Origin of the sequence: Enterobacter cloacae, assembly GCF_011078175.1 — a bacterium.
GTDB classification, from domain to species: domain Bacteria; phylum Pseudomonadota; class Gammaproteobacteria; order Enterobacterales; family Enterobacteriaceae; genus Enterobacter; species Enterobacter cloacae_Q.
On sequence record NZ_JAALCJ010000001.1, the window covers coordinates 765,607 to 780,493 of the forward strand.

General features: G+C 52.8%; 9 protein-coding genes and 1 tRNA gene. 5 read left to right on the top strand and 5 right to left on the bottom strand.

Going from position 1 to position 14,887, the window contains the following annotated elements; genetic code table 11:
- Nucleotides 1–130: 130 nt before the first annotated feature.
- Nucleotides 131–1,684, top strand: coding sequence for a bifunctional metallophosphatase/5'-nucleotidase (locus G6Q29_RS03805; RefSeq protein WP_165464570.1), 1,554 nt, complete (start codon nt 131–133; stop codon nt 1,682–1,684).
- Between the two features lie 142 nt (nt 1,685–1,826).
- Nucleotides 1,827–3,386, top strand: a complete 1,560-nt coding sequence (locus G6Q29_RS03810; RefSeq protein ID WP_242637196.1) for a bifunctional metallophosphatase/5'-nucleotidase — start codon at nt 1,827–1,829, stop codon at nt 3,384–3,386.
- A gap of 250 nt (nt 3,387–3,636) precedes the next feature.
- Here the strand turns inward: G6Q29_RS03810 and cbl are convergent, their stop codons facing one another.
- Complete coding sequence (gene cbl / locus G6Q29_RS03815) at nt 3,637–4,587, bottom strand: HTH-type transcriptional regulator Cbl (RefSeq protein ID WP_165464572.1); 951 nt, start codon at nt 4,585–4,587, stop codon at nt 3,637–3,639.
- Nucleotides 4,588–4,683: 96 nt separating this feature from the next.
- Nucleotides 4,684–5,601: a nitrogen assimilation transcriptional regulator NAC gene (nac, locus tag G6Q29_RS03820; RefSeq protein ID WP_165464573.1), complete on the bottom strand. Its 918-nt coding sequence runs from the start codon at nt 5,599–5,601 to the stop codon at nt 4,684–4,686.
- Nucleotides 5,602–5,920: 319 nt separating this feature from the next.
- On the opposite strand from nac, the gene G6Q29_RS03825 reads away from it, so the two are divergent.
- Nucleotides 5,921–5,996: transfer RNA gene (locus G6Q29_RS03825), tRNA-Asn, on the top strand.
- Between the two features lie 85 nt (nt 5,997–6,081).
- On the opposite strand, the gene ldtA is transcribed toward G6Q29_RS03825, so the two are convergent.
- The 3 genes from ldtA to G6Q29_RS03840 form a co-directional block, all read right to left on the bottom strand.
- Entirely contained in the window at nt 6,082–7,002 is a 921-nt protein-coding gene (gene ldtA, locus G6Q29_RS03830) for a L,D-transpeptidase (RefSeq protein ID WP_165464574.1), read from the bottom strand.
- Between the two features lie 62 nt (nt 7,003–7,064).
- A complete protein-coding gene (locus G6Q29_RS03835) occupies nt 7,065–9,758 on the bottom strand; it encodes a cation-transporting P-type ATPase (RefSeq protein ID WP_165464575.1) in 2,694 nt (897 codons plus the stop codon).
- A 47-nt stretch (nt 9,759–9,805) separates the two neighbouring features.
- Entirely contained in the window at nt 9,806–10,237 is a 432-nt protein-coding gene (locus tag G6Q29_RS03840) for a universal stress protein (RefSeq protein WP_165464576.1), read from the bottom strand.
- A gap of 472 nt (nt 10,238–10,709) precedes the next feature.
- Between G6Q29_RS03840 and G6Q29_RS03845 the strand changes: the two genes are divergently transcribed.
- A complete protein-coding gene (locus tag G6Q29_RS03845; protein WP_165464577.1) occupies nt 10,710–11,795 on the top strand; it encodes an efflux RND transporter periplasmic adaptor subunit in 1,086 nt (361 codons plus the stop codon).
- Nucleotides 11,795–14,857, top strand: a complete 3,063-nt coding sequence (locus G6Q29_RS03850; protein WP_165464578.1) for an efflux RND transporter permease subunit — start codon at nt 11,795–11,797, stop codon at nt 14,855–14,857. Before G6Q29_RS03845 ends, G6Q29_RS03850 begins: the two co-directional genes overlap by 1 nt.
- The last annotated feature ends 30 nt before the right edge of the window (nt 14,858–14,887 follow it).

The window sequence follows — 14,887 nt, forward strand, 5'->3', positions numbered from 1 at the left end:
ATCACCAACGATTTTAAAAGGTCGGCGATTTTGCCTGATAACTACAGGTTGATTGTGTGAGCAGACTCGCATAAAAAACGTTTTCAGAATGTAAAGTAGCCAATCTTTATATAACTGAAAGGAACGGATTATGAATATTAAAGCGGTTACCGCGGGTATTCTGTTGGCATTACCATTTTGGGCCTGCGCCAAGGATGTCACGCTTATTTATACCAACGACCTCCACGCTCATGTGGAACCTTATAAAGTCCCATGGATTGCTGATGGCAAACGCGATGTCGGTGGTTGGGCGAATATCACCACTCTGGTAAAAGCGGAAAAGCAAAAAAGTAAAGCAACATGGTTTTTCGATGCAGGCGACTATTTTACGGGTCCTTACATCAGTAGCTTAACCAAGGGTAAAGCTATTATTGACATTATGAATACAATGCCTTTTGATGCCGTCACGATAGGTAATCATGAATTTGATCACGGCTGGGATAATACATTGTTGCAGTTAAGTCAGGCGAAATTTCCAGTTGTACAGGGCAACATATTTTATCAGAACAGCAGCAAATTATTCTGGGATAAGCCTTATACCATCATCGAAAAAGAGGGTGTGAAAATTGGCGTCATTGGATTGCACGGCGTGTTTGCCTTCAATGATACTGTTTCTGCGGCAACACGCGTAGGAATTGAAGCGCGAGATGAAATTAAGTGGCTGCAAAGCTATCTCGATGAGCTAAAAGGAAAAGTTGACCTAACCGTATTACTGGTTCATGAAGGAACGCCAGCGCGCCAGTCAAGCATGGGGGGAACAGACGTACGACGTGCGCTGGATAAAGATATTCAAACCGCAAGCCAGGTAAAAGGTCTGGATATTCTGATAACGGGACATGCTCATGTCGGTACACCTGAACCAATTAAAGTAGGCAATACGCTGATCCTCTCGACCGACAGCGGCGGCATTGATGTCGGAAAACTGGTACTGGACTACACGAAGCCGCATCAGTTTACGGTGAAAAATTTCGAGCTTAAAACCCTTTACGCAGATGAGTGGAAGCCCGATCCACAAACGAAACAGGTCATAGACGGCTGGAATAAGAAACTTGATAAAGTGGTTCAACAAACGGTGGCACAGTCGCCGGTTGAACTGACGCGTGCGTATGGTGAATCAGCCTCGCTGGGAAATCTGGCTGCCGATGCTTTACTGGCGGCTGCGGGTAAAGATACCCAGTTAGCCTTGACCAACTCGGGGGGGATTCGCAATGAGATCCCCTCCGGCCCAATTACGATGGGTGGCGTCATTAGTACGTTCCCATTCCCTAACGAGCTGGCCACGATGGATCTCACGGGTAAACAATTACGCACTTTGATGGAACATGCCGCAGGTTTAAGTAATGGCGTTTTGCAGGTATCTAAAGGCGTGGAGATGAAGTATGACAGCAGTAAACCGGTCGGTCAGCGGGTCGTGGTATTTACATTAAATGGCAAGCCAATTGAGGATGCAACAGTCTACCACATTGCCACCCAGAGTTTCCTTGCTGATGGCGGTGATGGTTTTACGACATTTACCGAGGGTAAAGCACGTAATACCACAGGCGGCTACTATGTTTCTAACGCTGTGATCGATTACTTCAAGGCGGGCAATACCATTACGGATGAGCAAATCAACGGGATGCGCGTTGCTGACGTGAAAAAATAAATGCCCTTACCGTACATTCTTTTTGCGTCGCATTGGTGATGAATGCGTTGAAATGAATGTCATGAAATAACAGTTTAAGGGTTCATACGTCAGCATGAACCCTTGTTTAAACTATCGTCTTTATTCAAGGGTATTGATTATGATGAAAAATATAAAGCTTAGTCTGATTACGTTGTGCTTGTCCGCAACGCTAACCGCACCAGTTAGTGCGAAAGATGTGACCATTTATTATACCAACGATCTGCATGCGCATGTCTCTCCAGGGAAACTAGCCACCGTTGATAAAGAACGCCTGGTAGGCGGTTTTGCTAATATCGCAACCATCGTCAATGATGCCAAGAAAAAAAGTAAAGATGTCTTTTTTTTTGATGCGGGGGATTATTTTACCGGACCTTATATAAGCACCCTGACCAAAGGTGAGGCAATCATTGATATTATGAACACTATGCCTTTTGATGCGGTATCAGTGGGGAACCACGAATTTGACCATGGCGTTGATAACATGGTTAAACAGTTATCAAAAGCAAACTTCCCTATTTTATTAGGTAATGTTTTTTATAGCAACAGTGAGAAACCGGTCTGGAATAAACCCTGGACAATTGTCGAAAAAGATGGCATCAAAATTGGCGTAATCGGGGTGCATCAAAAATTTGCATTTTATGACACGATTGCAGCGAAGGCGTACGCTGGCTCAGAGGCTCGCGATGAAGTGCCTTATATTCAAAAAGGGCTTGACGCGTTAAAAGGGAAAGTTGATATCATCGTGTTGCTTATCCACGAAGGTACGCCTGCGCGGCAATCCAGTTACGGGAATAAAGACGTAGCCAGAATGCTGCAAGCCGATATCGATACCGCAAAGAAATTTAAGGGTATTGATGTATTAATTACAGGCCATGCGCATGTAGGGACGCCTGAGCCAATTAAAGTTAATGATACACTCATTGTTTCAACAGATGCCTATGGCACTGACATTGGTAAATTAGTATTGGATTTTAATCCTCAGACGAAGAAAATTGAGCGTTACAATGGTGAATTAATCACTGTATTTGCAGATCAATATAAACCGGATCCAAAAGTCCAGGCCAGAATTGATGAGTGGAATGCTAAGCTGAAAACAATTACTGACCAGGTGATTGGGTCGACGACCGCCCCCTTCACGCGCTCTTATGGTGAATCATCACCTGTCGGCAATCTAATAATCGATGCCATGATGGCTAAAACGCCTGATGCCGTCCTGAGATTACAAAACAGCGGTGGGATACGTGCTGATTTTCCTCAAGGAAATTTAAAATACGGTGATGTCATTACCACCTTCCCCTTCAACAACGATCTGGTTGAAATGGATCTTACCGGAAAAGATCTCACCGACTTAATGATTCATGCAACTAACCTCACCAATGGTATTTTGCAGGTATCAAAAAACGTACGGGTTGAATATGACAGTAAAAAACCATTAGACAAACGGATTATTAAATTCACTGTTAACAATCAACCCATCGATCCAGCCAAAATTTACCGGGTTGCTACACATTCATTTTGTGCGACGGGTGGAGATGGTTTTGAAGCGTTCCTGAAAGGCAAAAATATAAAGACGATTAATAGCACATCCTCTGCTGAGTCAATTATTGATTATGTGAAGAGTCATAGCCCCTTAACACCCAATCTTGAACTGCGGGTGACTGATGTGAGTGCGGCCAGATAGATTAAATAAGAAGTTATGTTATGCAAGGCTGTATTGTTAATAACATTCACGTTTCTGTAGACTCTCGTTGAAGGAATATTACGTTTTGGGTTTGATTAACATTCCCCTTCTGGAAGACAGGACACAAAAGCGCTCCTGCACAAATTACTGAAATGGGGAGTAAAAACCAGACTGTCATAAAACAATGATGCCATTCATTGATGGATGGCATCATTGTTAAAAAGCCGGATAGTGATTCAACCTTCATGTACTAAATCTGATAATCAATCGCCACTTCTTCCGGCTCCATCACCTTGCGTTTGATCTCATCTACGGATAGCCCGGCATTGCATAGCTCGATAAAGCGCCACACATAGTTACGCTGAAGCTGCCCACGCTTAAGCCCCAGCCAGACGGTATTCGCGTCGAACAGGTGACGCGTATCCAGGCGCAGCAGATTACCGGCTTCATATTCTCCGCCAGACTGTTCGGCCACCAGACCAATCCCCAGACCTAACTCAACGTAGGTTTTGATCACATCGGAATCTTGCGCGCTCAGCACCACGTCCGGCGTGAGCCCTTTGCGCTTGAACGCTTCATCAATGCGCGAGCGTCCGGTAATTCCCTGCCGGTAGGTGATTAGCGGCCATTTGACGATCTCTTCCAGCGTCAATGGCGAAACCTGATTCAGCGGGTGCCCGGCGGGTAACAGCAGGCTGTGGTGCCAGCGGAACCATGGGAATGCGACCAGCAGCGGGTCGTTGCTCAGCCGTTCACTGGCGATACCGATATCAGCCCCACCGTTATGCAGCAGCACTTCGATTTCCTGCGGCGTGCCCTGGATCAGTTCGAGGCGCACATCAGGGAAGATCTCACGAAATGCTTTGATAACGGGCGGAAGGCTGTAACGCGCCTGTGTATGAGTGGTGGCGATAGTCAGCACACCCGAAGCGTCGTTGGTAAAGAGATCCGCCAGCCGGCGAACGTTGCTGGCCTCGTTGAGAATGCGCTCAGCGATGGTCAGCAAGGCCTTGCCTGGCTCGGTCATACCCAGCAGGCGCTTGCCGCGACGGATAAAAATCTCAATGCCTAACTCCTCCTCCAGCTCACGGATATGTCGGCTGACGCCCGACTGAGAAGTGTAAAGCATGTTGGCGACTTCGGTCAGGTTGTAATCCCGCCTGGCCGCCTCACGAATAATTTTAAGTTGCTGGAAATTCACGATTCACTCCGGCGTATCTGACACAGAGCTATTGTTAGAGTCAGCCGGGCTGTAGAACAAATAATAAAAACCAGCATCTTATGCTTATTTGGAATATCAGCTGACCAGTTGCAGTTCGCGGTTTTCCAGCGATGGCTTACTGACCAGAGACATCAGGATCTCTTTCACCGCCTGCGCCTGCGGTGTCAGTGAGCCGCGCGCAGACATATTTAATGACAGCGGTAAGCTCATGGATGGCGTGGTGATGCGGGCCATCCAGCCGTTCGCCGCGCTGCACAGTGAACGTGCGGCAGACTCGGGGAGCACCGTGACCCCCATGCCGCTGGCAATGGCGGCGGTCAGCGTGGAGATGGAATCAATCTCTCCGATAATTTTCGCCGTCAGACGGCGCAGCGAGAACGCTTCGTCAACGCGCACGCGCACGGCACTGTAGTCACGCGGCAGAAACAGGTTCATCTCTGCCACAGCGGTTAAATCAATGCTCTGGCCCGGGCAATCACGGGTCCCGACCAGATAAAGATCTTCCTTCAGCAACGGCTGGCTGGTGATCCCTGCAACCGGGGAGCGATCGTACAGCACCGCCATATCCAGCTGACCGCTGAGCAGTTTGTCATTGAGCACGGAACCGCTGTTCTCATGCAGATAAACCAGCACTTCCGGTAGCTCCGCGCGCACCGCCTGAAGCAACGGCATGGTGACAGACGATGCGGCCGTCCCCGGCGCCAGCCCGATGGAGACATGCCCGCTAAGGGTCTGACCTACATTATGAACGGCCAACTGTGCCTGTTCGCACTGACGCAGGATCGTACGGGCATGGGTATATAAGATTTTTCCCGCTTCGGTAGGCGTTACGCCGCGCTTGGTGCGGATCAACAGTTGCTGGTCCATTTCGCCTTCCAGAGTCGCAACCTGCTGGCTCAGCGCAGGCTGCGCGATATGCAGCACTTCAGCCGCCTGGGTCAGGCTGCCGATATCGACGATTTTTACAAAGTATTTCAGTCGTCTTAAGTTCATGTTGCCCCCTGTTCGAAAATAGCGTGCCGGTAACGGCTGTGTTGTTAAACAGGTTGTGCAATATGGATGCCAGTTTTTTGCAATGGGTGAAAACTCTGCTAAGCGGCTGAAAATAAGGAAAGCCAATCAATGATACCTGTTTTGAGACAGGGACAATGGATTCGGATCTGCCCCATTCGGGGTAGATTTGCACATTCATGGTGCATCCCGTTGGCAAAAACGTCACTTTGCTGGTTTTGTCAGCAAACAGACAAAATTCGGCGATCCATCCTTTGACAAGCCGTACGCAGGTCGATAATATGCGCCCCGTTCACACGATTCCTCTGTAGTTCAGTCGGTAGAACGGCGGACTGTTAATCCGTATGTCACTGGTTCGAGTCCAGTCAGAGGAGCCAAATTTGAAAAGCCTGCTTTTAAAGCAGGCTTTTTGCTTTTGTGGGTTCGGTAAATTCGCCGGGTAGCGGCTGCGTCCTGCCCGGCCTACGGTGCTCCAGGCGCACCACCGTACATAGCAAGCTTCACCGGCATCCCCGACCGACGTTCAAGCTCAGCGCCCGCCCCTTCACTTATCAGCGTCGTCCTTTCCACGGCCGAAATGGGCAGCGGCACCGGGTCCGTTGATTCAAATTCAGCGCGATTACGTGAAAGCGGCTCGTGAACTTCTACCCAGCGGCTGCCGTCCGGCTCGGTAGTCATCTTAACAGGCAGATCGATAAGCTGTACCCGCGTCCCCACCGAAACGTTATCGAACAGGTATTTGATATCGTTATTACGCAGGCGAATGCAGCCCTGGCTGACGCGCAGACCAATGCCGAAATTCGAGTTGGTACCGTGGATCGCGTACAGCCTGCCGATATAGAGGGCATACAGCCCCATCGGGTTATCCGGCCCGGCGGGAACGAACGCGGGCAACGTTTTCCCCTCTTTCGCATAAGCGCGTCGCGTGTTCGGCGTGGGTGACCAGGTTGGGCCTTCCTGCTTGCGCTCAACGGCGGTTACCCAGTTTCGCGGCGTTTCGCGCCCGGCCTGACCGATGCCAACAGGCAGCACCTCAACCGTGTTGCTGCCGGGTGGATAATAGTAAAGTCGCATTTCCGCGACATTCACCACAATTCCCTCGCGCACCGTTGGCGGCAGAATAAGCTGCTGCGGCACGACCAGCTGCGTGCCGGCTCGCGGTAAAAAAGGATCTACCCCCGGGTTGGCTTCCAGCATATTGCTCAACCCCTGTCCGTACTGGGCTGCAAACGCGTCGAGCGGCAAGGTATTACCCTCAGGCACGGTGATGGTTATCGGCGCTCCCACCAGGCGGCTGCCTTCGGGAGGGAGTGGGTAGGTTACAGCAGATGCCGCGGGAACCAGACTACCAAGCATAAAAACGAACGAGGCAAATCGAATCATAGTGTTCTTTACTCAGTCAAAGAGAAAGCCTGCCAGCGGGCAGGCTTAGCCTACTCAAACAGTCATCTTTTCGTCGTGCGCCATCTCCGGGTAAGGACTTTTTCTGCTTCAACAATCATGAACATCGCAAACCCAATCAGGAAGGTAATGATCCAGTAGCGGAACGGTAGCGCTTCGGTACCGAACAGCATTTGCATGAACGGTGCATAGACGATCAGAAGCTGAAGTGCCAGAAGTACGCCGCTCACGATCCATATCCCCTTGTTAGCCAGCAGACCTTTACTCAGGGAGAAGCCGTCGGTGACGCGGCAGTTAAGCATGTAAAACCACTGGGCAGTGACCAGCGTTTGCAGCAACACAGTGCGAATAAACTCCGGCGAGTAGCCGCGTGGTTGCAGCCAGGCCTCCAGCACAAAGGCGCTGATGGCAATCATCAGGCCGACAAACACCACTCGCCAGATGGCATATCCATCCATCACATGCAGGTTAGACTTACGCGGCGGCCGGTTCATGATGTCCTTTTCACCCGCTTCAAACGCCAGGCCAAACGACAGCGTTGCCGAGGTTGCCATGTTCATCCACAGAATCAGTACCGGTGTTAATGGGATCAGGTTCCCCGCCAGCAGAGCAATAATGATGAGCAAGGCCTGGGCGATGTTGCTTGGGATAACGAACAAAATGGTCTTTTTCAGGTTGTCGTAGACCCGACGCCCTTCATGGACCGCCCGCGCAATCGTGGCAAAGTTATCATCCGTTAACACCATATCGGCGGCTTCTTTGGTGACTTCAGTACCTTTGATCCCCATTGCGATGCCGACATCCGCCCGCTTCAGCGCGGGCGCGTCGTTCACGCCGTCCCCGGTCATCCCGACCACTTCCTGCTTACTTTGCAGCGCCTGCACCAGGCGGAATTTATCTTCCGGGCTGGTTCGGGCAAAGATATCGTATTTTTGCGCCGCCTCGCTCAGCTGGTGGTCGTCCATCGCCTCCAGTTCGCGCCCGGTAATGGCGCTCGCCGCGTTGCCAATACCCAGCATCTGTCCAATACTCATCGCCGTTTGTGGATGATCCCCGGTAATCATTTTTACCCGAATGCCCGCCTGCGAGCAGTCGGCTATGGCCGAAATGGCTTCCGGGCGCGGGGGATCCATCATGCCCGCAATGCCGAGCAGAATAACGCCCTCTTGCAGGTCGGCATGGGTTAGCTCGCGCTGCCCGCTGGCGGCCGGTTTCCAGGCCGCAGCCACCATGCGCAATCCTTCGCGCGCATACTCTTCAATCTTCTCTTCCCAATAGTGCAGGTTGAACGGCGCCAGCCCGTTTTGGGTCTGCTGGTGCTGGCAAAGACGGAAAAGGACGTCCGGCGCACCGGTAATTAACATCACCTCTTCGTCGCCCAGGCGATAAAGGGTGGACATGTATTTATATTGCGAATCAAATGGGATTTTACTGCGCAATTCGGCGTCAGTTTCCGGAAGCGGGATTTTGGCCGCCAGTACCTTCAGCGCGCCTTCGGTAGGCCCGCCGGTGATTTTCCACAACCCCTGCTCATCTTTGATCAGCTGGCTGTCATTACAGAGATCGACGGTGCGCAGATAACGCTCCAGCACAGATCCCTGGGTCACGGCTACCGGTGTCGGATCGTCAACGGGGTGAATAGTACCCACCGGCTCGTAGCTGTCACCCTCCACGCGGTAGGTGGCGTCCGCGGTAATCACCGCTTTTACCGTCATCTCATTCATGGTCAGGGTGCCGGTTTTATCCGAGCAGATAACCGTCATCGCCCCCAGCGTTTCCACGGTAGGCAGCTTGCGGATAATCGCCTTGCGACGCGCCATCGCCTGTACGCCCAGCGAGAGGATGATCGAGATAATGGCCGGTAATCCTTCCGGCACCGCCGCCACCGCAAGGCTAATCAGCGACAGCACCAGCTCTGATACGGGCATATCGCGGAAGATAAGACTGAAAACGAACAGCGCCAGCATCATCACCAGAATGGTAATAAAAATGGTCTTGCCGAGCTTGTCCATTTGCACCATCAACGGGGTACGGTGTTTTTCAATGTCTGACATCATCTGGTTGATATGGCCGAGCTCGGTCTCCCCACCGGTCGCCACCACCAGCCCTTTTCCCCCGCCGGAGCTGACGGTGGTGCCAGAATAAAGCAGGTTGTAACGGTCGCCTAACGGCAGTTCGCCGCTGAGCACATCGCTGCTTTTCTCCACTACCGTGGATTCGCCGGTGAGAATAGCTTCTTCCACCCGCAGGTTGTGCGCCTCTATCACGCGAAGATCGGCAGGAATGCGATCCCCGGCGCGTATCACCACGATATCTCCCGGCACCAGCGCTGTCGTCGGGATAGTTTCATGGTTGCCCTGCCGGATGACCACAGCCTCGCTGGAGAGCATATTACGAATGCTTTGCAGCGATTTCTCCGCATTGCTCTCCTGAATATGGCCAATCAGGGCGTTAATGATAGCTACCCCAAGAATGACAAACATATCCACCCAGTGTCCCATTATCAGCTTCAGCAGCGCGGCCGCCAGAAGAACGTAAATAAGGACATCGTTGAAATGGGCCAGAAAGCGCAGCCAGCCGGGTTTACCCGGTTTTTGCGGTAAGGCGTTTTCGCCGTATTTTTCCAGCCTGGCGGTCGCTTCTGTACTGCTGAGTCCGTCGAGGCTGGATTGGATATTTGTCAGGGTTTCATCAACGGTCTGTTGATAATACGGACGGTGAGGCTTTTCTGTTATCATCGTTCCTTCCTCAGGTTCTTTTTAGAAATCACCTTGCTTTCATGTGATTAACGAATAACGAAAACAGGAACATGCGCATAACGAACGATACTCGCCGCCTCTGACCCTAATAAATGGGTTTGAATATTGGGATTACGCGAACCCACAATAATCGCACCGACGTTAAGTTCATCCGCCAGTTTGATTACCTCATCACGTATATTCCCGCTGCGAACATGCAGATGGACATTTGCTTCCGGCAGGTTGATTTTTTTTACCAGCGCAGCCAGTTTTTCTTGAGCATTATTAATCATATATTCATCCATCTTTCTCGCGTCTGCAATAAAACCGCGGGTCAGTTCAGCCGAGAACTTTGGCATAACGTACAGCAGATGGACATCACCCGATGCGCTTTGCGCCAGGAATTGGGCATGCTGTAGCGCTTTATCAGACAACGCTGTTTCGTATACATCCACCGGCACCAGAATCGTTTTATACATATCAAGCATCCTTTTTATAACCAACGCAACAGTGAGTGAATCAGGAGAGATCGCATCAACCCCATGGGGACGGGCGTGAATGCCTTTTACGGAAAAAAGGAATGGATGTTATTAAACGTAGCACAGGAATATCAGGATGTTATTCAAAGGGGATACGCTGTCTTAACGCTTGTTTCGCCTGAGTATGTCAGGCCACTAATAATGGTTATTTAACATTTATTTATTCACCGACTATGCTCATAGTCAGGCATGCAACACGTTTATTCTCTTTAGCCCGCGTCACCTTCAACCTCATGGAGGAATGCATGTACGGTTTAAGCCTGATTCGTCTTGGTTTATTTATTGCGCTCGCCATTATCGCCAGCACGGCAATCGGTTTATTTACCTATGTGGTCGTCTCGGCCCTGGCAGAATAGCGCCACCCCAGCATTGATGACGAAATAACTAAAACAATTATTATCAGGGGAATACTGTGAAGCGCTACCTCTCTCTACTGCCTGCTGTTTTATTGCTGCTGACGGCGTGCGATCCGAAACCCGACCGCGCCGCGCCCCTGCCGAAAATGGTCAAAGTCGCAGAGGTGGTCAAGGCCGGCAACGCACAGCAGCGCGTATTTCCCGCTCGTATCGAATCCGGCGATGCTACGGATCTCGCGTTCAAACGAGCCGGGCAAATTGAGACCCTTGATATTCGCCAGGGCGCTGCTGTCAAACAGGGCCAACAGCTCGCCAGCCTTAACGCCCGTGAAGCCCGGCAGCGCCTGAACGACAGGCAAACGGCGGCGACCCTGGCGCAAAGGCAATTCGACCGCTTCCAGACCCTGGCGGGACGTCAGGCCGTGTCAAAAGCCGAGATGGATGTCCAGCGCGCAAACCGCGATTCTGCAAACGCCGCGCTACAGATTGCGCGCGAAGAATTAAGCCAGATGACGCTCGTCGCCCCCTTTAGCGGGAAAGCGGCCAGCGTACATGTGCGAAATCATCAGGTCGTCTCAGCCGGCCAGCCCGTCGTCACATTGACCCGTACCGATCTGCTGGACGTGGTGTTCAGCCTTCCAGAGAACCTGTTTAGCACCTTCGATATTCGCAATGCGCAGTACAAACCGGTAGTGAGGATCAACGCCCTGCCCGGTCGCGAGTTTACCGCTGTGTACAAAGAGCACTCAGGCAGTAGCGACAGCAACACATTGACCTGGCAGGTGATTTTAACCATGCCCCGCCCGGATGATTTTCCCGTCGTGGGCGGCGTCAGCGGAACGGTCACCATCAATTTAACCAACCTTCCGGCTGGCGTGGGCAGTGAGGCGCTGGTGGTGCCGGTTGAAGCGGTCTTTAACCCGGATAACCGCCCGCGCAATGAGCCACACGTCTGGGTGGTGACGGGCAAAGGCGATACGTTTCACCTTGAAGATCGTAAGGTCAGCGTGGGGCAAGTCAGCGCCGAGGGCGTCATCATCGTCGACGGGCTTAAGGCCGGTGAACGCGTGGTGGCCGCAGGCGTTGGGGAGTTACAACCCAACCAGCCGGTACGTATCTGGACGCGTGAACGGGGGCTGTAATGGATATCTCTCGTCAGTTTATCAGCAACCCGGTTCGCGTCTGGCTGACTATTCTGCTGCTGGGAGTAGGCGGCATTATTGCCCTGTTGAACATCGGCAGACTTGAAGATCCGGCGTTTACCATCAAAACCGCGGTGGTGATCGCCCATTATCCGGGCGCGTCGGCGCAGCAGGTTGAGGAAGAGGTCACCCTGCCGCTGGAAAACGCGCTTCAGCAATTACCTTACCTGGATAACGTCAGCTCCATCTCCTCCAACGGCCTGTCGCAGATCACCGTCAATATAGCCTCGCGCTACCACTCAAATGCGCTGCCGCAAATCTGGGATGAACTGCGTCGCCGGGTGGGAGATGCCGCCAGACAGTTTCCACCCGGCGTAGTGACCCCGTTTGTGAATGACGATTTTGGCGATGTGTTCGGCTTTTTCTTTGCCATTTCCGGAGATGAATTCAGCAATCCGGAACTGGTGCGGTATGCCGAGCAGCTGCGCCGGGAGTTGGTTCTCGTGCCGGGCGTGGGCAAAGTTGCCATCGGCGGCGCCCTCACCCAGCAGATTAACGTGGACATTTCTCTGAGCAAAATGGCGGCGCGCGGGATAACGCTGAACCAGCTTTCTGCCCAGCTCAGCAGGCTGAACGTGGTCTCCAGCGCGGGAGAGATCCCCTCCGGGACCGAGTCGATTCGTCTGCATCCTACCGGGGAATTCGCGAGTATTGACGATCTGGCCGATCTCATCGTGACCCCGCCCGGCGCTGGGGCGGCTACCCGCTTACGGGATATTGCCACCCTGTCACGCGGGCTGGATGCCTCCCCTGCCAGCATCTACCATGCCAACGGCAGAAAAGCCGTCACCATGGGCGTCTCCTTTATCCCCGGCGTTAACGTGATCGACGTGGGACATGCCCTGGAGGCGAAGCTTGAGCAGATGTCAGCCGAGAAACCGGCAGGCATCCATATCGACCTGTTTTACGATCAGGCGGCGGAGGTCGGGCATTCCGTTAACGGATTTATCATTAACTTCCTGATGGCGCTGGCGATAGTCATCGGTGTGTTGTTGATCTTTATGGGCTTACGCAGCGGGATCATTATCGCCTTTTCCCTCGCGCTCAACGTGCTGGGCACGCTGCTGATCATGTATCTCTGGGGTATTGAACTACAGCGCATTTCACTGGGCGCGCTGATCATCGCTCTCAGCATGCTGGTCGACAATGCCATTGTTATTGTCGAAGGGGTAATGATAGCCCGGCAGCAGGGCTCGTCCCTGATGAACGCCATTAGCGACATTATTCGCCGTTCTGCGCTGCCTCTGCTGGGTGCGACGGTCATCGCTATCCTGGCCTTTGCGCCCGTCGGGCTGTCACAGGATTCCACCGGCGAATACTGTAAGTCGCTGTTTCAGGTCCTGCTGATTTCGCTCATGCTGAGCTGGTTCTCAGCCCTCACCATTACGCCCGTGCTGATTAAGTGGTGGCTGTTTAAACGAGACGCTGCACCGTCAAAGGCTGACGAAACGGATCCCTATAACAAACGCATCTATCGGATCTATCAGGGTGTGCTCAATGCGCTGTTACGGCGTAAAGCGCCAACGCTGGTAGTGATGGCCGCACTGCTGGTAGCCGCCATCTGGGGCTTTGGCTCGGTGCGGCAGAACTTCTTCCCCTCCTCCAGCACGCCGATTTTCTTCGTCGACCTCTGGCTCCCTTACGGTACCGACATAAAATGGACCGAGAAGATGACCGGTGATATCGAGAAAACCATTAACGGCCAGCCTGGCGTGAAAACGACGGTCTCGACGATTGGTCAGGGAAGTATGCGATTTATTTTGACCTACAGCGGACAGCGCCAGTACAGCAACTATGCGCAAATCATGGTGAGAATGGACGACCAGCGTAACATCCCCGCCCTGACCCGCCACGTTGATGAGTACATCGCACGGAACTATCCGCAGGTTAACGCCAGTACGAAGCGGGTAATGTTTGGCCCCTCCGGCGACAGCGCCATTGAAATACGAATTAAAGGGCCCGATCCCGACAGGCTGCGCCTGATCGCCAGCCAGGTAGACAACATTCTTACGCGCGATCCGGCAACGGACAGCGTGAGGAACGACTGGCAAAACCGCAGTAAAGCGATTCGCCCGCAGTACGTTACCGCGCTGGGGCGCGAGCTTGGCGTGGATAAGCAGGACGTGGATAACGCACTGGAGATGAATTTCTCCGGCAGCCGGGCGGGGCTGTACCGTGAAGGCAGCGATCTGCTGCCCGTGGTGGTGCGCCCGCCGGAAAGCGAGCGGCTGGACGCCAATCACCTGAATAACGTCCTGGTCTGGAGCCAGACCCGACAGCAGTATATCCCGCTGAGCAACGTCGTCAGCGGCTTCGCGCTGGAGTGGGAAGATCCGCTGATCCTGCGTCGCGACCGCTCGCGCGTGCTGACCGTGCAGACCGACCCTGACCCGTTGAGCCAGCAAACGTCCGGCGATATTCTCGCCCGCGTGAAGCCGCAAATAGATGCCCTGCCCCTGCCTCACGGCTACAGCATTGAGTGGGGCGGAGACGCGGAGAACTCCAGCGAAGCGCAGCAGGGACTGTTTACCACGCTGCCGCTCGGGTATCTGGTGATGTTTGTGATCACGGTGCTGATGTTCAGTTCGGTGAAAAACGCCGTCGCTATCTGGCTGACCGTGCCGCTGGCGCTGATCGGCGTGACGCCGGGTTTTTTAATTACCGGGATACCCTTTGGCTTTATGGCGTTGATTGGCCTGCTGAGCCTGAGCGGGATGCTGATCCGCAACGGCATTGTGCTGGTTGAAGAGATAGAACAGCAGAAAAAACAGCAGGATCAGCACAGTGCGATCGTTTACGCCGCCACGTCGCGCCTGCGGCCCATCCTGCTCACCGCCTTTACGACCGTCCTCGGCCTCGCCCCCCTGCTGCTGGATGTGTTCTTCCAGAGCATGGCCGTTGTGATTATGTTTGGACTTGGGTTTGCTACAATCCTGACGCTGCTGGTACTCCCCGTAATTTATGCGTGTTTCCATCGTAAGGACAAAGCTGAACAACAATGAATGCGACAGGGCTGAACATCATTAAGACGC

Coding starts and splice junctions, on each gene's coding strand:
- G6Q29_RS03805 (WP_165464570.1), top strand. CDS start 131: ATGAATATTAAAGCGGTTACCGCGGGTATTCTGTTGGCATTACCATTT.
- G6Q29_RS03810 (WP_242637196.1), top strand. CDS start 1,827: ATGAAAAATATAAAGCTTAGTCTGATTACGTTGTGCTTGTCCGCAACG.
- nac (WP_165464573.1), bottom strand. CDS start 5,601: ATGAACTTAAGACGACTGAAATACTTTGTAAAAATCGTCGATATCGGC.
- ldtA (WP_165464574.1), bottom strand. CDS start 7,002: ATGATTCGATTTGCCTCGTTCGTTTTTATGCTTGGTAGTCTGGTTCCC.
- G6Q29_RS03835 (WP_165464575.1), bottom strand. CDS start 9,758: ATGATAACAGAAAAGCCTCACCGTCCGTATTATCAACAGACCGTTGAT.
- G6Q29_RS03840 (WP_165464576.1), bottom strand. CDS start 10,237: ATGTATAAAACGATTCTGGTGCCGGTGGATGTATACGAAACAGCGTTG.
- G6Q29_RS03850 (WP_165464578.1), top strand. CDS start 11,795: ATGGATATCTCTCGTCAGTTTATCAGCAACCCGGTTCGCGTCTGGCTG.